Genomic DNA, 16366 nt, shown 5'->3' on the forward strand with positions numbered 1-16366 from the left:
GACGCCTCGCGTCCCGGGCTCGTCGCGTCCTAGGGTGGCGGGGAAGAGCCACACGATTCCGGAGCCCGGGAGTGGACGATGGACCAGGCAGCGACGCCGAGGATCCGCACGGTGGCGCTCCTGGGCGCCGCGGGATCGGGCAAGACCACGCTCACCGAGGCGCTGCTGCACCGCGCCGGTGTGCTGACCCGGGCGGGTCGGGTCGAGGACGGCACCACCGTGACGGACCACGAGCCGGAGGAGATCGCGCGCGGCATCTCCCTGGGCCTCGGGGTCGCCCCCTTTCCGTGGACCGCACCGGACGGCAACGCCTACGACGTGACCCTGCTGGACGCCCCGGGGTCGGCCGACTTCGCGGGCGCGGTCGACGCGGCGCTGGCGGCCGCGGACCTGGCGCTGATCGTGGTGAGCGCGGTCGACGGCGTCCAGGCGGGCACCCAAGCGGCGTGGCGGCTCGCGGCGGAGGCCGGGGTGCCGCGGATGGTCGTCGTCACCAAGGAGGACAAGGCGCGGGCCGACTTCCGGCACGTGCTGGCGGACCTGCGGGAGGCGTTCGGCGACGGGCTCGTCCCGCTCGAGCTGCCGCTCGGCGAGGAGACGGCCTTCACGGGCGTCGCCGACGTGCTCTCGGAGGAGGGCCTCGCCTACGACCGCGAGGGTCACCACCACACCGAGGCGCTGCCCACCGGGCTCGCCGACGAGGAGCACCGGCTGCACGACGAGGTCACCGAGGAGATCGTCGCGCACGACGACGACCAGCTCGAGCGCTACCTGTCGGGAGAGCAGCCGACCGCGGCGGAGCTGGAGACGACGCTCGCGCACGAGGTCCGCGACGGCGAGGCCTTCCCCGTGCTCCTGGCGTCCGGCGTCACCGGCGTCGGCGTCGACCGGCTGGCGGACCTGCTGTGCGAGCTCGGGCCGTCGCCGGCGGACCGGACCGCCCGGGTCCGGGCCGGGAAGACCGAGGTCGAGGTCGCCGCCGATCCGAAGGGCCCCACGCTGCTGTACGCGTTCCGGACGCTCGCGGACCCGTTCGTCGGCCAGGTCACCATGTTCCGGGTGCTGTCAGGCACCGTCCGCAACGGCGACCGCCTGCTGAACACGGCCACCCGCACCGAGGAGCGCATCCCCGGGCTGTTTCGGCTGCGCGGCAAGGAGCACCTGCCCGTCGACGCCGTCCCGGCGGGGCAGATCGGCGCCGTCGCCAAGCTCACCGGCACCCCGTCGGGGACCCTGCTGGCCGAGCGCACCGGCCCGGCCGCGTCGATGACCGCCCGGCCGCCGCGCGAGCGGGACACCGTCTACGGGCTCGCGCTGGAACCCCTCACGCAGTCCGACGACGACCGCCTCTCGGCCGCCCTCGGCCGGCTGGTCGCCGAGGACCCCACCCTGCGTGTCGACCGCTCCGGCGACAGCACCGTGCTGCGCGGCCTCGGCGACACGCACCTGGCCGTCGCGCTGGAACGCCTGGGCCGGGTGTTCGGGGTGCACGTGAGCACGTCGCCGGTGCCCGTCGGCTACCGGGAGACCATCCGCCGACCCGTCGAGGCCGAGGGCAAGGTGAAGAAGCAGTCCGGCGGGCACGGGCAGTTCGCGGTGGTGCAGCTGCGGGTCTCGCCCCTGCCGCACGGATCGGGGTTCGAGTTCGTCGACGCCATCGTCGGCGGAGCCATCCCCCGCACCTACGTGCAGGCCGTGCACAAGGGCGTCGTCGAGGCGATGGCCTCCGGCGGGCCGCACGGGTACCCCGTGGTCGACCTGCGCGTCGAGGTCTACGACGGCAAGTCGCACTCGGTCGACTCCTCCGACATGGCGTTCCGGACCGCCGCGGGCAACGGCGTCCGCGACGCGCTGCACGCGGCCGGCACCATCGTGCTCGAACCCGTCAGCCACGTGTCCGTCACGGTGCCGACGACGGCGCAGGGCGATGTGATGAGCGACCTGTCCGCCCGCCGCGGGCACATCAACGCGACCACGTCCCTCGACGACGGGCTCGTGCTCATCGAGGCGTCCGTGCCCGAGGCGGAGCTGGCCCGGTACGTGCTCGACCTCCGCTCGCTGACGGGCGGCCGCGCCGAGCTGTCGATCGAGGCCGACCGGTTCGAGGTGTGCCCCGACCACCTGGTCCCCGCGTGACCGACGAGCGGGAGCTCACCGAGCTCACGCGCCTGGTCCGGGAGTTCAGCACCGAGCGCGACTGGCAGCAGTTCCACGACCCGAAGTCGGTGATCCTCGCCCTCGTCGGCGAGGTCGGGGAGCTCGCGGAGCTGTTCCAGTGGGTGCCCGCGCACGAGGCCGTGGAGCGCTTCTCGTCACCGGACCGCCACGCGCGGGTGTCGGAGGAGATGGCCGACATCCTCGTCTACCTGGTGTGCCTGGCCGATGTGCTCGGCGTCGACCTGGGCGAGGCGGCCCGGGCCAAGCTGGCCGACTCCCACCGCAGGTTCGCCGCCGACGAGGTTCGCGGCGTCGCGCCCCACAAGCCCTAGCCTCGTCCCCATGGCCCGGTACTTCGACGTCCACCCCGAGAACCCCCAGCCGCGCTCGATCGCGCAGGTGGTCGAGCTGCTGCGCAAGGACGCGGTCATCGCCTACCCCACGGACTCCTGCTACGCGCTCGGCTCCCGGATCGACAACCACGACGGCGCCGACCGCATCCGCAAGATCCGGCACCTCGACGACCGGCACCACTTCACGCTCGTCTGCTCCGACTTCGCGCAGCTGGGCCAGCTGGTGCACCTGGACAACAGCGCCTTCCGCGCCATCAAGGCGGCCACCCCCGGCCCGTACACGTTCATCCTGCTGGCCACGCCCGAGGTTCCCAAGCGGCTCGCGCACGCGAAGAAGCGGTCCGTCGGCGTGCGCATCCCCGACCACCCCGTGGCCCAGGCGATCCTGCGCGAGCTCGGCGAGCCGCTCCTGTCCAGCACCCTGCTGATGCCCGGCCACGAGTGGCCGATGGTCGAGGGCTGGCAGATCAAGGAGGAGCTCGACCTGGTGCTCGACGCCGTGGTCGACGCCGGCGACTGCGGCACGGAGCCGACGACGGTGGTGGACTGGACCGACGGCACCCCGGAGGTGGTCCGCGTGGGCGCGGGCGACCCGGACCGCTTCTGACCTCCGCCGGCGCCGAACTCGTGACTCCCGGTCGAGCTCGCCGGTCGCATCGCAACCGGCGAGCTCGACGCGATGTCACGATCTCGAGCTCGCTGGCGCACGACCGGCGTCGGCGGGAGGGTGAGTCAGTGAGCAGCTACGTCGCAGTCGTCGGGCCGTCCGCGGCCGACGAGGCTGACCTGGCCGATGCGGCGACCGTCGGGCGCGGACTCGCCCAGCGCGGGCACGTCGTGCTCTGCGGCGGTCACGGCGGGGTCATGGAGGCCGTCGCGCGCGGGGCCGCCCAAGCCGGCGGGATCGTCGTCGGCCTGCTGCCCGGGACCGACCGCTCAGCCGCGAACCCGCACCTCACCGTCGCGATCCCGACCGGACTGGGTGAGATGCGCAACGCCCTGCTCGTGCGGTCGAGCGACGTCGTCGTGAGCGTCGGCGGGTCCTGGGGCACGCTCAGCGAGGTCGCGCTGGCGGTCCGCACCGGGGTGCCCGTCGTGGCGCTCCGGGGGTGGTCGCTCCCTGGGGACCCGGGACTGCATCCGGTGAGTACCCTCGACGAGGCTCTCCGGTTGGTCGACGCGCTGGGCCCGCACGATGGGTGACGGCCGCGAGATCGGGAGCCCCTCGATCTCGTKCCGAACTCTCGCTCAGGGGTGCCGATGACGAACGTGCCGACGAGCGCGGACGACGTGGTCCGCGCCGCGGCGGCCGCGACCGACCTCGCCGCGCTCGACGCCGTCGTCCCCACGTGCCGCGCGTGCCCTCGGCTGGTCGCGTGGCGGGAGCTCGTGGGCGTCGAGAAGCGGGCCGCCTTCCGCGATGAGACGTACTGGGCGCGACCGGTCCCGGGCTTCGGCGACGAGCACGCCGCAGTGCTCGTCGTCGGCCTCGCCCCCGCGGCCCACGGCGCCAACCGCACGGGCCGCATGTTCACCGGCGACCGCTCGGGCGACTTCCTCTTCGCGGCGATGCACCGCACGGGCTTCGCCAACCAGCCGACGTCGGTGTCCCGCGACGACGGCCTGACCCTGACGGACATCCGCGTCACGGCGCCCGTGCGCTGCGCCCCGCCGGCCAACGACCCGACCCCTCTCGAGCGTCGGACGTGCGGCCCGTTCCTCGGTCGGGAGCTGTCGTTGGTGCGCCCGGCGGTGATCGTCGTGCTGGGCGGGTTCGGCTGGCAGGCGCTGCTCACCACGCTCGCCGAGCAGGGCTGGGACGTCCCGCGTCCGCGACCGCGGTTCGGCCACGGCGTGGAGCTGGTGCTGACCGGACCGGGCGGTGCGCAGGTGGTGCTCCTCGGCTGCTTCCACGTCAGCCAGCAGAACACCTTCACGGGCCGGCTGACCCCGCCGATGCTGGACGCGGTGCTGCTGCGAGCGCGGGCCCTCGCCGGGTGACGGTGGGCCGCCGCCCTGGTGTCTGACATGTCCGGCTCACTAGGCTGCGAGCAACCCAGGGGAGGGCTCGACGATGAGCGCGACGACGTATTCGGACGAGGAATCAGCCGGACCCCAGGGTCGGCGGGGAGGCGCGATCAGCCAGATGACGGTCGACACCACGGTCGTCTGCCAGGCCTGAGCGCATGGACATCTCGTTCGTCGCGGGCTTCGGTCCCATCACCACCGACGGTGACGCCGCCCGGGCGTTCTGGGGCGACGGCCTCGGGCTCACGCTCGAAGAGCCGGTGCCGGGCTACCTCACCAAGGACGACCTCGAGGGCGTGAAGGCGTTCGCCCTGTGGCCGCTGTCGCAGGCGGCGGAGTCGACGTTCGGGTCCCCGGACTGGCCGGCCGACGTGCCGACGCCGCAGGCGTGGCTCGAGTTCGACGTGCCGACGGTCGACGCCGTCGCGGCGGGCGTCGCCGAGCTGCGCGCCAAGGGACACCGTCTGCTCAAGGACACGACCGAGGAGCCCTGGGGCCAGACGACCGCCCGCCTCCAGAGCCCCGAGGGCCTGCTGGTGGGCATCACGTACACCCCGTGGATGCACTAGATCCTTTGTTAAGGCATCGAAAAAAGCCCTAGGCTGCCGGGATGGTGGACTACGTGGCGGGGATGACGTGGGGCTGGACCGGCGTGCGCGGCACGTGGGGCGGCCCGGAGGCCGAGCGGTCGATGGACCTCATGGTCGAGCGGCTCGGCGTGACCTGGACGGCGATCACGTTCGGCGCCCTCCAGGACACCGCGCAGTCCACGGAGATCCACTTCCGCGACGAGCCGACGGTCACCGACGACGAGGTCCGGTGGGCGATCCGCGCCGCCAAGCAGCGGGATCTGTCGGTGTGCCTCAAGCCGGTCGTCAACGTCCGCAACGGGACCTGGCGGGCGCACATCAACTTCTTCGACGTCGACGTGCCGCCCGAGCCCACCTGGACGCAGTGGTTCGCCGCCTACACGGAGTTCATCGTGCACCACGCCCGGATCGCGGAGCAGGAGGGCGTCGAGATGTTCTGCATCGGCTGCGAGATGGTCCAGTCGGACCGCCGCGAGGCCGAGTGGCGTGCGCTCATCGCGGAGGTCCGTGCCGTCTACCGCGGGCTGGTCACCTACAACTGCGACAAGTACCAGGAGGACCACGTCGGCTGGTGGGACGCGGTCGACGTCATCTCGTCGTCGGGCTACTACCCGGTCGACGACTGGGAGAACCAGCTGGACCGCATCGCGCCCGTCGTCGCGGTGCACGGCAAGCCGTTCGTGTTCTTGGAGGCCGGCTGCCCGAGCCGCGTCGGCTCCCCGGCCCTGCCCAACGACTGGGCGCTCGCGGGGGCGCCGAGTGAGCAGGCGCAGGTCGAGTGGTACGAGGCCGCGTTCACCGCCTGCGCGCGGCGCGACTGGGTGGGCGGCTTCCTGCTCTGGGACTGGCCGGCTCGGCTCTACGACGAGAGCGTCGCGGCGACGGACGACGACTACTGCGTGTTCGGCAAGGCCGCCGAGGGAGTCGTGCGGAGCGCCTACGCGGAGGCGCTCCGCACGCGCGTCAGCTGACGACGACCGTCTTGGTGAGCTTGTCCGAGAACGTCTGCCGCTTCCCGTCCCACAGCGGCCACAGGTACCCGAGGTAGAAGAACCCGTCGACGTAGTGCGCGACGTCGCGGACGAACGCCATCCAGACGCCGATCGGCTGACCCGTCGCGTCCTTCTGCATCGTGAGGCCCACGGCCTTCTTGCCCCACGACTGCCCGGTCCGACCGGCCACGAACCACCGGTTCCACGCCCACAGGACCAGCGACACCAGCCCACCCACGGCGAGGGCGCCGAGACCGGCCGACGACGGCTGGTCGACGGGGTTGCCGAAGGCGTCGTACCCCGGCTCGGTCGCCATCGACATCACCAGCAGACCCGCCAGGTAGGGGAGCACGGCGAGCGCGTCGAGCAGGTAGGCACCGACCCGCTGGATCCACGACGCGTATGCAGGCGCGAACCCGAAGCCGCCGTACTGGTATCCGTACGTGGGCTGCCCGTAGGCGGGGGCACCGAAGGCGGGAGCACCGTAGGCCGGAGTGCCGTAAGCCGCCTGTCCGTAAGCCGGCTGTCCGTAAGCCGGCTGTCCGTAAGCCGCCTGTCCGTACGCCGGCTGTCCGTAGGCGGGCTGCGCGTAAGCGGGGGCGCCGTACGCGGGAGCGCCGTAGGCGTCGGTCACCGGCTGGGCGTAGGGGCCCGGCGGGGCGTACGGGTCGGCCGCGGGCTGACCGTACGGAGCGGCCGGGGCCGGGTTCCACGCGCCGGACGGCGGCGGGAAAGAGTCCTGGGTGCTCACGGATCTCCTGCGGTGCTCGATAGCGGTCCTGGATGTCAGCACCTCAATCGACAGGGCGCCCGGGAGTATTGAGCCGCAGGTCACGCCGCGCAACGCACGTCACCCGCTCGGCGGTGTCCGTTCAGTCGAGCGGCACGTGCAGCCCGACCCCCGCCGCCGCGGTGGCGATCGTGACGTCGAACAGCAGGGCGGGATCGGCGGCGACGCGGTGCAGGTGGCCGAAGAGCTCGACCGAGATGGCGCCGACGAGCGACGTGAACAGCGTGGCCGAACGCGCGGCCGCGCGGACCATGTCGACGGGCACGTCGGCGGGGTCGGACCAGCCGGCGAACGCGAACACCTCGGGGCTGAGGCGGCCGTGCGGGTCGAAGTCGGGGCCGGTGGGTCGAAGGGACCCGTCACCGGCCGCCTGCATGAGGAGGCCGACGACGACGCCCCACAACCGCAGGGCGGACGCGACCGTGTCGTCCGGTGCCCGGTAGCCGCGCACCGGGGTGCCGTAGATGAGCTCGAACGAGTACGGCTGGTCGAGCGCCCAGCCCCGGACGGCCCGCGCGACCTCGAGCCACACCTGGGCGGGGTCGGCGCCGCGGCTGCGGGCCTCGGCGGCGGCCGCCTCGGCGACGGCGCCGACGGCGTCGTACGACTCGATGATGAGCAGCGTGAGCAGCGCGTCGCGCGATGGCACGTAGCGGTAGACCGCCGACGATGCGACGCCGAGGTCCCGGGCGACCGCGCGCAGCGACAGGTCGGCCGCGCCGTCGCTGACCAGTCGCGCGCGGGCGGCGGCGAGCAGGTCGGACATCACCTCGGCGCGGGCACGTTCGCGCGCTGTCTTCATCTCGGCCATGGGCACAGTGTGCCAGAGCACCGATCACAAGTGAGAGCACCGCTCTTGCGGCGGGTCCGAGAGTGTGCGAGCATCGCTCACAGACGAGAGCACCGCTCTCACTTCTCGAGGAGTCGATCATGCCGCGCCACGTCGTCATCGGAAAGGGAGCCGTCGGCTCCACGCTGGCCCAGCTGCTCGCGGAGCAGGGTTCGGAGGTCCTGGTGCTCAGCCGGTCGGGCGGGACGTCGTCGGGCCTCGTCACGCACGCCGCGATCGACGCCCTCGATGTCCCCGCACTGGTGCGCGCCGCCAACGGGGCCGAGGTTCTCTACAACTGCGGCAACCCCGCGTACGACCGCTGGGCGACGGACTGGCCGCCGCTGATGACTGCGATGCTCGACGCCGCGGCGGCCACGGGCGCCGTGCTCGTCACGGCCGGCAACCTTTACGGGTACGCGACGCACGGCGCCGTGATGACCGAGGACAGCCCGCTCGACGCCACCGACACCAAGGGAGCCGTCCGCGCGCAGATGTGGCGGGACGCCGAGCGTCGACACCGCTCCGGTGAGCTGCGGGCGACGGAGGTGCGCGCCGCCGACTACCTCGGCCCGCTGGCGGACTCCCAGGCGCACGCCGGGCCACGCTTCCTCGACCCCCTGCTGGCCGGGAAGGTCGTGCGCCCGATCGTCGCCGTCGACCAGCCGCACAGCTGGACGTACCTGCCCGACTTCGCGCGGGCCCTCGTCGCCGCCGGCAGCACCCCGGCCGCGTGGGGACGCGCGTGGCACGTTCCGACCGCCGAGCCGCTGACGTTCCGCGAGCTGGGCGCGCGGTTCGCCCCGAACCCTCGGATCGCGCCGGTCCCGGCGCCCGTGATGCGCGCGCTCGGGCTGGTCGTCCCCCTGCTGCGCGAGGTGGCGGCCGTCTCCGATCACTTCTCCCAGCCGTACGTCATGGACACCGCCGCGTCGTCGCGGGTGCTCGGCTTCGTCGCGACGCCGTGGGACCAGGTCGTCCAGGAGATGCTCGCCGCGCGGGCGCCAGTGCCTGTCGGAGGTCGGGCGTAGCGTCGGGTGCCATGAAGTTCGGAGTCACGGCCTCCTGCGGTTCCGCAGCCCAGTCGATCGAGATGGCCGTCGCCGCCGAGCAGGCGGGCTGGGACGGGTTCTTCGCCTGGGATGGCATCAGCGTCGGGCCCATGGACACCTTCGACCCGTGGACGATCCTCGGCGCGGCCGCGGTGCAGACCACCCGCCTCACGCTCGGCGCCATGGTGTTCTCGCTCCCCCGCCGCAAGCCGTGGGAGGTGGCTCGCCAGGCGCTCACCGTCGACCAGCTCTCGGGCGGGCGGCTCGTGCTCCCGGTCGGGCTCGGGGCGATCGACGACGGCGCCTACAGCCGGGTGTCCGGAGAGCACGTCGACGCGAAGGACCGGGCGGCGCTGCTCGACGACTCCCTCGCCATCCTCGACCTCGCGTGGACCGGGGAGCCGTTCAGCTACGCGGGCACGTTCCACCAGGTCACCGACCTGGTGTTCCAGCCACGGCCGGTGCGCGGGACCATCCCGGTCTGGGTGATCGGGTCGTGGTTCGCGCCGCGCTCGATGCGTCGGGCGGCCGGCCGCGACGGGGTCATCGCGATCCGTCGCGAGGACGGGTTCGACCCGCTGAAGCCGGACGAGCTGCGCAAGGTGAGCGCCTGGGTGACCGAGCAGCGCGGCGGAGAACCCTTCGAGCTCATCGCCGAGGGCGTGCTGCCGACGGACCCCGCCGCCGCGCGCGAGAAGGTCGAGGCCCTCGAGGCCGCCGGGGTCACGTGGTGGATCGACTCGAACTGGGACTTCGACACGGTCACCCCCGACGGCCTGCTGGAGCGGATCCGACGCGGTCCTCTCCCGACGTGACCCGCGCGCCGGTCACGGTCGCCGACTGCGAGCGCGTCCAGACCAGCTGGTTCCAGCTGCGCTCGGAGGTGCTCGGCGTGCCGTCCTGGGAGGACACCGGCCTCACCTGGGCCAACGGCGACCTCATGTTCCCGCAGGTCATCGACCCGGCGGCACTCGCACGGGGTGTGGAGCGGGCACGCGCCACGGGCACGCGCATCGTCGGCGCCTGGCTGGGTCTCGACGTCGATGCGAGCCCGCTCGCAGCCGCGGGGTTCGAGCGGGGCTGGTCGCCGTGGTGGATGACCGGGCCGGCCGACCTCGGGCTCCCCGCCGACCCGCGGGTCGAGCTGCAGGAGCGGATCGACGAGCACGCCACCTACGCGGCCGAGCTGGCGATGGCCCGGCTGCGACCGCCTCGCGCCTGGCACGCCGCGGCGTACGACGACGACCGGCTGGCGGGTCGGGCGTGGTCGCACCTCGTCGGCAACCTCGCCGGGGTCTTCGACGTCGCGGTGTGGGAGTCGTCCCAGCGTCGCGGCCTGGGAACCGGGCTGATGCAGGCCGTGTGCTCCGCGGCCGCCGCGGCCGGGGCCGAGCACGTCGTGCTCAACTCGACGCCCACCGGCCGCGCGCTCTACGAGCGGTGCGGGCTGCGGCTGATCGGGATGGGCATCACGTGGTGGCTGCACCTTCCGGCATGACGAGGTCGCAGACCGCATCGTCCCAGGTCAGCGCCGTAAGCAGCCCGGTCCTCGTCGCGGGCCGCCCTGGTGCCGGACATGGAGGGCCCGAAGGTGCGTCACACTCTCCTTAGACGCGAAGGAGCACCATGCTGACATGCCCGGTCTGTAGATCCGGAGAGCTCGAGCTCGTCGAACGGCTGGCGGACGACCGCCGCACCGTTCGCTGCACAGCCTGCAACCACCAGTGGACGCGCGGCGAGGCGAAGACGTCGGCACCGCTGCCCTCGTCGTCGGCCGATCTGCAGGCCCGGTTCCCCGACCGGACCGCCGTCGACCCGACCCGGCTCGAGCAGGTCGAGAAGCTGGCCGCGGCCGCGCCGCCCACCGAACCGGGGTACGACTGGTCGCACTACCAGCAGGTGTTCAGCCGCGAGGAGATCACCACCTGCGAGCCGCGCGACCTCAAGGCGTTCGTCAACGACACCCCGGGTGCGACCAACGCGACGACGGCGTCGTTCAACCGCGCCTGGGACAAGATGGGTGAGCACGAGGCCTCGGCCCGCACGCGCAACACCATCCGCTACCTGCTCTACGGGCCGGAGACCGTGCCGCTCCCGGACCGGCTGACCCGCCTGATCCTGGGCCAGGGCGGCCTCGGCATGACCGGCTTCAAGGAGCCGGCGCTGACCCGCGTGCTGTGCGCCATGGCGCCCGACACCTACCTGCCGATCTCGACCTACGGCGCCGCACGCGGCGGCAAGCGCGAGATCGCGAAGCGGGTCTACGGGCTCACGCTGCCCGACGTCGCCAAGGAGCAGTTCACCATCGGTCGGCTCGCCCTGTGGAGCAACGACCTGCTGGTCGACCTGGTCGGCAACGACTTCGACGACCTCACGCAGGCGGCGGCGTTCCTGACCACGGTCAAGCCCTAGCTCATTCGTCGTGGGGCCGGGCGAGCTCGTCGCGCAGGGTCGCGACGACGTCCGGCCCCAGCTCGAAGCCCTGCGAGCTGCCCGGGTTGACCACGATGCCCACGTCCGCGGGCATGCGCAGCAGCACCTCGCGCACCGGCATCGCGATGGCCTCGCCGCCCACGCGGCCTTCGTCGTGAAACCGCTGCGCCGACGAGAACGCGACCAGGTGGTGCACGCCCTCGCGGTCGAGGATCGCCGGGATGAACCCTTCGAAGTGCTCGCCGACCGGGCCGCCGCTCGGTACCGCCAGCGGCTCGTAGGCGAACCGGGTCAGCAGCTTGGCGCCGTCGATCGTGCCGGGAGCCGCGGTGCGCAGCGCCTGGTCGAAGTCCTTCATGTGCGTGCTCCCTCGTCGTTGCGGGCGAGGCTCACGCTACCGGCGTCCTAGGCCGTCGCCAGCCGGAACAGCGCCGGCGTCACGACCTCGAGCCGACGAACCTCGAAGCCCGTGCGCCGGCCGAGAACGTGCCGCGACCAGGCGTGCTGCCGGCACAGCTCCTCGCTCGACCACACCTGACCGTTGGGCCACCCCGGGGTGTCCAGACGAACGCCCATCACCTCGCCCATGACCATCACCCAACGGTCGTCCGGGCCGTCGTCGGCGACCTCGCCGATCGGGTGGGCCACCGCCCACACCGTCGCACCGATGTCGGCTTGGTGGTTGTCGGTCGCGGAGTAGAGACGGGGCGATGCGAGCGTGGCGGCCATGGCTGGTCCTCTCGTCGACACCACCCATCAGACGCGGTCGACGTGGCGCCGGCGTGACGCGCGCCCGACGACCGGATGACGTCCTGCCGACGACTTGTCCACAGGCCGCCCGCGGGGTCCCGGTGATCGTCGCTAACGTCCCGCTGGTCGACGGACGAGGGAGAGATCGATGGACGGCTTCGAGCTCGACGCCGAGGAGCTGCTCGCGGTCGCGAGGCGCTTGGATGCCGCCTCGGACCTCGACGGTGCCATCCCCGTTGCCCGCGTCGGCCACGGCCGCCTCGACGCCGCGCTCGCTCGGTTCGGGGCCGCGTGGACCCGGGGTCATCAGGTGCTCACGACCGACGCCTCGGCCGCCGGCACGGGCCTTCGCGACGTCGTCTCGTCGACGCGCTCGACCGACGAACTCGTCGCCGAACGCCTCCTGGGCCTGCGGTGATCACCGAGCTCCGAGCGCGATCCGCGTCGTATGAGGACGCCGGCCAGCAGCTCCGCTCGGCGTGCACCGACGGCTGGACCGGCCCCGCGGCGGAGGCCTTTCGCGACCGCTACGCCGCCGAGCCCGCGCGGTGGTTCCGGGCGGCCGATGCCATGACCGCGGCGGCCGACGCCCTCGAGCGGCACGCCGACACCGTCGCGTGGGCCGACGCCCGCGCGCGCCACGCCGACCAGCTGCTCGCCCTCGCCGCGACCTCGCCCGACGGCGAGCGGCTGCGCGCCGAGGCGGCCGACGTCCTGTCCGACGCCCGTGACCAACTGGAGCGGTCCGGCGACGAGGCCGCCCGCCGCATCGACGAGGCGGCGTCCTGGGCACCGCAGTCACCGACCTGGGCCGACCACGTCGGCGACTGGTGGTCGCGAGCCTGGCACGCCGGCGCCAACGCAGGCATCGACGCCGCGAACACCCTTCTTTCCGTCGGCCACGCGGCCGGTCAGCACCCCGAGGACGTCGCCGCACTGGTGGGCGGCATGGTCCTGATCCAGCTCGGCGCCGGGGGTGAGGTCGGCGGCTTCGCACTCGATGCCACCGGCGTCGGCGCCGTTGCCGGCGTGCCGATCAACATCGCGTCGGCCGCCCTGATCGGCGCCGGTGCCGTGCTCGTCGCGGGGGGCGCCGGGTCGCTGATGCAGCACGCGGCTGAGGAGCCTGTGTCCGCGCTGGATCGGCTGCCGGAGGGTGAGCGGGTAACCAACAAGCTTGGGCTCACGGGCGTTGCCGATCCGGCGCCTCCACCAGGTGGGAAGACGGGTTGGATCAAGTTTCGCGCGCTGAATGGAAAGGGGTGGGTCTGGCAGGATCCGGAACAGTTCGCAGCTGGCCGCCTCAAGGCCTCTGGCTTCCGGCTCGCCGAGCCGACCGATCTATATGAACGAGGCTATGTGCGGTACACCAACGAATCGGGTCAGGGATTGAGCATCGAGGGCAGGCCAGGGAGCCACGCCGAGACCCATCATCACATCGCGCCCGACGGGGGCTACCCCATTCCGGAGGGTTGGTGATCGTGGACCTTCACTTCGACGGCTGGGTCGTCGACACGGTCGCGTTCGACTACTCCCTGCGGCTGGACGCCATCGGAGGCGGCGGGATTGTGATCGAGGTTCCCGTGGCGTTCGAGCACGCCGGCTCAACAAGCATCGTTGCGATCGGTGAGACCGACCGCTCCGGTGACCTCACCTTCAACGTGCTCGCGGGACTGACGATCCGGAAGGCATCCACAGATGCGAGTTGCACTCTCTCGTTGACGTTCTCGGACGGCAGTCGGCTCGTCGCCCGACCGATTCCGCTCTACGAGTCTTGGGAGGCGCTCGCGCCTAACGGCGTGCAATACCTCTGCGCACCCGGGCCTGAATTGGTGACCTTCGGCCTCACCAACGGATAGTGACGCGCACGCCCGAGCGCTGTGTTCATTCCGTCGGCGGCGGCCCGCCGTACGCGTTCACCTTCCTCGGCAGCACGAAGACGAGCGCGAACGCGACGATCGACAGCGCAGCACTCACCGCCATGGCGTGCGCGGCGGCGTCGACGAACGCCTGCTGGACGTCCGCGGGGCCGGTGATGTGCAGGGTGCCGAACAGGACGCTGCCGATGACCGCGATGCCGATGGCCGACCCGACGCGCTGCATCACGCTGATCACGCCACTGGCCGACCCGGCCTCGGACCGGTCGACCGTCGCGACGATGAACTGGACGTTCGGCGCGATGAAGAGACCGCTGCCGATGCCCGCGATGAGCAGCGGAGCCAGCAGGTCCCAGTTGACCAGGTCGGCCGCCGGCTCGATCCGGAGCACCAGCCACACCCAGACCAGCCCGACGCAGACCATCGCGGTGCCGACGATGAGGACGGTGCGGCCCAGCCGCTGCGACAGCCGGTTGCTCTGCGACGCACCGATGATGCTGCCGATCGCGAACGGCACCCCGACCACGCCGGACTCCAGCGCGGTGTGCCCGAGACCCGCCTGCCAGAGCAGCGAGATGGTGAAGAAGATGCTGGTGAATGCCGCGAAGTAGACCAGCGCGAGGATCGTCCCGCCGGTGAATTGGGGGTGCGAGAACAGGTGTGGCGGCACCATCGGGTTCTTGTCAGAGATCCGCAGCTCCCACAGCGCGAACGCGACGATCAGCAGCACGCCCGCGGCGAGCGTGATGAACGTCCACGCCGGCCACCCCTTGTCCTGGCCCTCGATCAACGGCACCAGCACGGCGACCAGCCCCGACGTCAGCAACGCCAGCCCGACGAAGTCGTAACCCGGCTTGGCCTGTCCCTCGTGCCCGGCCGGAAGGATCTTCGCGGCGGCGATCAGCGCGATGATCCCGATCGGGATGTTGACCCAGAAGACGAGCCGCCAGCCGTTCTCGTCGCCGAACGCCTCGATGATCAACCCACCGAGGATCGGCCCGAGGGCAGTCGAGACTCCGATAACGGACCCGAGGATCGCGAACGCCTTGCCGCGCACCGCGGGCTGGAACAGCAGCTGGATCATGGCCGTGACGCCGGGCACGAACATGCCGCCGGCGAGCCCCTGAACCACACGCGCGATGATCAGCTGGAGGCTCGTCTGCGCGAGCCCGCAGAACAGGCTGGCGACGGTGAACAGCAGCAGGCCGGTGAAGAAGACCCACTTGTGCCCGATCCGGTCCCCCACCCGCCCCGCAGGGATCAGCGCGATGCCAAAGGCCAGCGCATACCCGCTGATGATCCAGCTGAGCGTCGCCTCCGACGCATCGAGGCTGTTCCGGATCGTCGGAAGCGCGACGTTGACGATCGTCGTGTCCAGCAGGGCCATGAACATGCCGGCCATGAGGACGATGAGCGCGTTCCACGCGCTGCGGGGGACGGTCGGGGGTTGGTAGGCGGGTGCCTTGGACGCTTCCGCCATGAGCTCTGTCCTTCGGGAGGGTCCTGACGCGGCCTGTGCGCATGTCGCCGCCAACGCTCCCCCCGGTTGAGTGCGGCCGCAATCGGGGCGACAGAAACACGCAGTTCCCGATTCACGAGAGAACTGCCGTCAACCTCAAGTGCGACTCCCGGTCGGCCGAAGCAGCAGCGGAGGTGCGATGGGCGAGGCAGGATTCGGCGCCGAAGAACAGGCGAGCCGTCGAGCTCGACGCGTGGCCCAGCTGCGCGCCGAGCAAGAACGCGGAACGGCGCTGGACGCCGAGGTTCAGGCTCAGCTGGCGCGCGCCCAACGCGACCAGCGCGCGTGGTCTGCAGGCGCAGAGGGCGAGCGTCTCGTCGCCGTCGCCCTCGAGAGCCTGGATCGGTACGGCTGGACGGCTCTGCATGATCTCCACTGGCCGGGCAGGCCGAAGGCAAACCTCGACCACGTCGCACTCGGGCCCGGCGGAGTGGTCCTCGTCGACGCGAAGAACTGGTCAGGGGACGTCACAGGTGTCGACGGGCGGCTTCGTCAGAACGGGTACGACCGAACGAGCCAGGTCGAGTCGGTAGCAGCCGCTGTGGCGGACCTGGTTGCGCAACTTGCCCCCAACCATCGGTCGGCAGTACGTGGCATCGTCTGCCTCGCGAGCCAGGATCTCGACCCCACCAGCTTCCCGTGGGGCGTGACCGTGGTTGGTCGGGCGCAGCTCCCGGCGTTTCTCGCCAGCATGCCTCCCCGGCTGACTCCCTTCGACGTGGCAGACCTCGGGCGCTATCTCCAAGGCCACCTCGGCGGTGCGACGAGTCCAGGCGTGACCGCAACATCCAGGCCGCCTCGGCGGACCCGGCAGCGGTCTGCGCAGGTCTCTGTTCGCGCCGACCGCCCTCAGCGAGGCTCGGCGCAGCGTCGAGCCGCCGCGGCTCGACGCCAGCAGAAGGCCGTCCGCGCCGCCCTGCTCCGTGTTGCACTCGTCGGCGCGGGGCTCTTCCTCGCCCTGAACCTGCTCCCACATCTGACGGGCAAGTAGCGCTC

At 72.0% G+C, this 16366-nt stretch carries 20 protein-coding genes; 15 read left to right on the forward strand and 5 right to left on the reverse strand.

The window, feature by feature from the left end; all coding sequences use genetic code 11:
* Positions 1–78: 78 nt before the first annotated feature.
* From AC1DYZ_RS02485 to AC1DYZ_RS02515, 7 genes are all read left to right on the forward strand, one after another.
* Complete coding sequence (locus AC1DYZ_RS02485) at positions 79–2136, forward strand: elongation factor G (protein ID WP_477063637.1); 2058 nt, start codon at positions 79–81, stop codon at positions 2134–2136.
* Positions 2133–2489 (forward strand): nucleotide pyrophosphohydrolase, encoded by a 357-nt coding sequence (locus AC1DYZ_RS02490; protein ID WP_477063638.1) that lies wholly within the window; start codon positions 2133–2135, stop codon positions 2487–2489. The genes AC1DYZ_RS02485 and AC1DYZ_RS02490 overlap by 4 nt, the downstream gene beginning before the upstream one ends.
* A gap of 10 nt (positions 2490–2499) precedes the next feature.
* Positions 2500–3117 carry an L-threonylcarbamoyladenylate synthase gene (locus AC1DYZ_RS02495; protein ID WP_456824096.1) on the forward strand — a complete coding sequence of 206 codons (618 nt, stop codon included), beginning with the start codon at positions 2500–2502 and terminating at the stop codon, positions 3115–3117.
* A gap of 128 nt (positions 3118–3245) precedes the next feature.
* Positions 3246–3713, forward strand: coding sequence for a TIGR00725 family protein (locus AC1DYZ_RS02500; protein ID WP_477063639.1), 468 nt, complete (start codon positions 3246–3248; stop codon positions 3711–3713).
* A 57-nt stretch (positions 3714–3770) separates the two neighbouring features.
* On the forward strand, positions 3771–4511 hold the full coding sequence (locus AC1DYZ_RS02505) for a uracil-DNA glycosylase (protein ID WP_477063640.1): 741 nt from the start codon (positions 3771–3773) through the stop codon (positions 4509–4511).
* 185 nt (positions 4512–4696) lie between these two features.
* Entirely contained in the window at positions 4697–5107 is a 411-nt protein-coding gene (locus AC1DYZ_RS02510) for a VOC family protein (RefSeq protein ID WP_477063641.1), read from the forward strand.
* A 41-nt stretch (positions 5108–5148) separates the two neighbouring features.
* On the forward strand, positions 5149–6099 hold the full coding sequence (locus tag AC1DYZ_RS02515; RefSeq protein ID WP_477063642.1) for a glycoside hydrolase family 113: 951 nt from the start codon (positions 5149–5151) through the stop codon (positions 6097–6099).
* On the opposite strand, the gene AC1DYZ_RS02520 is transcribed toward AC1DYZ_RS02515, so the two are convergent.
* Entirely contained in the window at positions 6092–6871 is a 780-nt protein-coding gene (locus AC1DYZ_RS02520) for an RDD family protein (RefSeq protein WP_477063643.1), read from the reverse strand. The genes AC1DYZ_RS02515 and AC1DYZ_RS02520 overlap by 8 nt on opposite strands.
* A 121-nt stretch (positions 6872–6992) precedes the next feature.
* Positions 6993–7721 (reverse strand): TetR/AcrR family transcriptional regulator, encoded by a 729-nt coding sequence (locus AC1DYZ_RS02525; protein WP_477063644.1) that lies wholly within the window; start codon positions 7719–7721, stop codon positions 6993–6995.
* A gap of 119 nt (positions 7722–7840) precedes the next feature.
* Here AC1DYZ_RS02525 and AC1DYZ_RS02530 point away from each other — a divergent pair, with 119 nt between their 5' ends.
* The 4 genes from AC1DYZ_RS02530 (at position 7841) to AC1DYZ_RS02545 (ending at position 11203) form a co-directional block, all read left to right on the forward strand.
* The gene (locus tag AC1DYZ_RS02530; RefSeq protein WP_477063645.1) at positions 7841–8770 is read left to right on the forward strand and encodes an NAD-dependent epimerase/dehydratase family protein; all 930 of its coding nucleotides are present in this window, start codon (positions 7841–7843) and stop codon (positions 8768–8770) included.
* Between the two features lie 11 nt (positions 8771–8781).
* Entirely contained in the window at positions 8782–9606 is an 825-nt protein-coding gene (locus AC1DYZ_RS02535) for an LLM class flavin-dependent oxidoreductase (RefSeq protein WP_477063646.1), read from the forward strand.
* Entirely contained in the window at positions 9603–10289 is a 687-nt protein-coding gene (locus tag AC1DYZ_RS02540; RefSeq protein ID WP_477063647.1) for a GNAT family N-acetyltransferase, read from the forward strand. Before AC1DYZ_RS02535 ends, AC1DYZ_RS02540 begins: the two co-directional genes overlap by 4 nt.
* Positions 10290–10417: 128 nt before the next feature.
* On the forward strand, positions 10418–11203 hold the full coding sequence (locus AC1DYZ_RS02545) for a zinc ribbon domain-containing protein (protein ID WP_477063648.1): 786 nt from the start codon (positions 10418–10420) through the stop codon (positions 11201–11203).
* A gap of 1 nt (position 11204) precedes the next feature.
* Here AC1DYZ_RS02545 and AC1DYZ_RS02550 read toward each other — a convergent pair whose 3' ends face one another.
* Entirely contained in the window at positions 11205–11582 is a 378-nt protein-coding gene (locus AC1DYZ_RS02550; RefSeq protein WP_477063649.1) for an SseB family protein, read from the reverse strand.
* 47 nt (positions 11583–11629) lie between these two features.
* Complete coding sequence (locus AC1DYZ_RS02555; RefSeq protein WP_477063650.1) at positions 11630–11953, reverse strand: hypothetical protein; 324 nt, start codon at positions 11951–11953, stop codon at positions 11630–11632.
* A gap of 169 nt (positions 11954–12122) precedes the next feature.
* Between AC1DYZ_RS02555 and AC1DYZ_RS02560 the strand changes: the two genes are divergently transcribed.
* The 3 genes from AC1DYZ_RS02560 to AC1DYZ_RS02570 are packed head-to-tail and all read left to right on the forward strand — an operon-like array spanning position 12123 to position 13833.
* Positions 12123–12392, forward strand: a complete 270-nt coding sequence (locus AC1DYZ_RS02560) for a hypothetical protein (protein ID WP_477063651.1) — start codon at positions 12123–12125, stop codon at positions 12390–12392.
* Complete coding sequence (locus AC1DYZ_RS02565) at positions 12389–13453, forward strand: putative T7SS-secreted protein (protein ID WP_477063652.1); 1065 nt, start codon at positions 12389–12391, stop codon at positions 13451–13453. Before AC1DYZ_RS02560 ends, AC1DYZ_RS02565 begins: the two co-directional genes overlap by 4 nt.
* Positions 13450–13833 carry a DUF6188 family protein gene (locus AC1DYZ_RS02570; RefSeq protein ID WP_477063653.1) on the forward strand — a complete coding sequence of 128 codons (384 nt, stop codon included), beginning with the start codon at positions 13450–13452 and terminating at the stop codon, positions 13831–13833. The genes AC1DYZ_RS02565 and AC1DYZ_RS02570 overlap by 4 nt, the downstream gene beginning before the upstream one ends.
* Before the next feature lie 25 nt (positions 13834–13858).
* On the opposite strand, the gene AC1DYZ_RS02575 is transcribed toward AC1DYZ_RS02570, so the two are convergent.
* Entirely contained in the window at positions 13859–15331 is a 1473-nt protein-coding gene (locus tag AC1DYZ_RS02575) for an MFS transporter (protein ID WP_477063654.1), read from the reverse strand.
* Positions 15332–15563: 232 nt separating this feature from the next.
* Between AC1DYZ_RS02575 and AC1DYZ_RS02580 the strand changes: the two genes are divergently transcribed.
* A complete protein-coding gene (locus AC1DYZ_RS02580) occupies positions 15564–16361 on the forward strand; it encodes a nuclease-related domain-containing protein (protein ID WP_477063655.1) in 798 nt (265 codons plus the stop codon).
* Positions 16362–16366 lie beyond the last annotated feature (5 nt).

The organism is Cellulomonas sp. P1_C4 (genome assembly GCF_056406355.1).

What these genes read in the sequence shown, in the direction of transcription:
- AC1DYZ_RS02485 (WP_477063637.1), top strand. Translation starts at nt 79, where the DNA reads ATGGACCAGGCAGCGACGCCGAGGATCCGCACGGTGGCGCTCCTGGGC.
- AC1DYZ_RS02495 (WP_456824096.1), top strand. Translation starts at nt 2,500, where the DNA reads ATGGCCCGGTACTTCGACGTCCACCCCGAGAACCCCCAGCCGCGCTCG.
- AC1DYZ_RS02505 (WP_477063640.1), top strand. Translation starts at nt 3,771, where the DNA reads ATGACGAACGTGCCGACGAGCGCGGACGACGTGGTCCGCGCCGCGGCG.
- AC1DYZ_RS02510 (WP_477063641.1), top strand. Translation starts at nt 4,697, where the DNA reads ATGGACATCTCGTTCGTCGCGGGCTTCGGTCCCATCACCACCGACGGT.
- AC1DYZ_RS02515 (WP_477063642.1), top strand. Translation starts at nt 5,149, where the DNA reads ATGGTGGACTACGTGGCGGGGATGACGTGGGGCTGGACCGGCGTGCGC.
- AC1DYZ_RS02525 (WP_477063644.1), bottom strand. Translation starts at nt 7,721, where the DNA reads ATGGCCGAGATGAAGACAGCGCGCGAACGTGCCCGCGCCGAGGTGATG.
- AC1DYZ_RS02530 (WP_477063645.1), top strand. Translation starts at nt 7,841, where the DNA reads ATGCCGCGCCACGTCGTCATCGGAAAGGGAGCCGTCGGCTCCACGCTG.
- AC1DYZ_RS02535 (WP_477063646.1), top strand. Translation starts at nt 8,782, where the DNA reads ATGAAGTTCGGAGTCACGGCCTCCTGCGGTTCCGCAGCCCAGTCGATC.
- AC1DYZ_RS02545 (WP_477063648.1), top strand. Translation starts at nt 10,418, where the DNA reads ATGCTGACATGCCCGGTCTGTAGATCCGGAGAGCTCGAGCTCGTCGAA.
- AC1DYZ_RS02550 (WP_477063649.1), bottom strand. Translation starts at nt 11,582, where the DNA reads ATGAAGGACTTCGACCAGGCGCTGCGCACCGCGGCTCCCGGCACGATC.
- AC1DYZ_RS02555 (WP_477063650.1), bottom strand. Translation starts at nt 11,953, where the DNA reads ATGGCCGCCACGCTCGCATCGCCCCGTCTCTACTCCGCGACCGACAAC.
- AC1DYZ_RS02560 (WP_477063651.1), top strand. Translation starts at nt 12,123, where the DNA reads ATGGACGGCTTCGAGCTCGACGCCGAGGAGCTGCTCGCGGTCGCGAGG.
- AC1DYZ_RS02575 (WP_477063654.1), bottom strand. Translation starts at nt 15,331, where the DNA reads ATGGCGGAAGCGTCCAAGGCACCCGCCTACCAACCCCCGACCGTCCCC.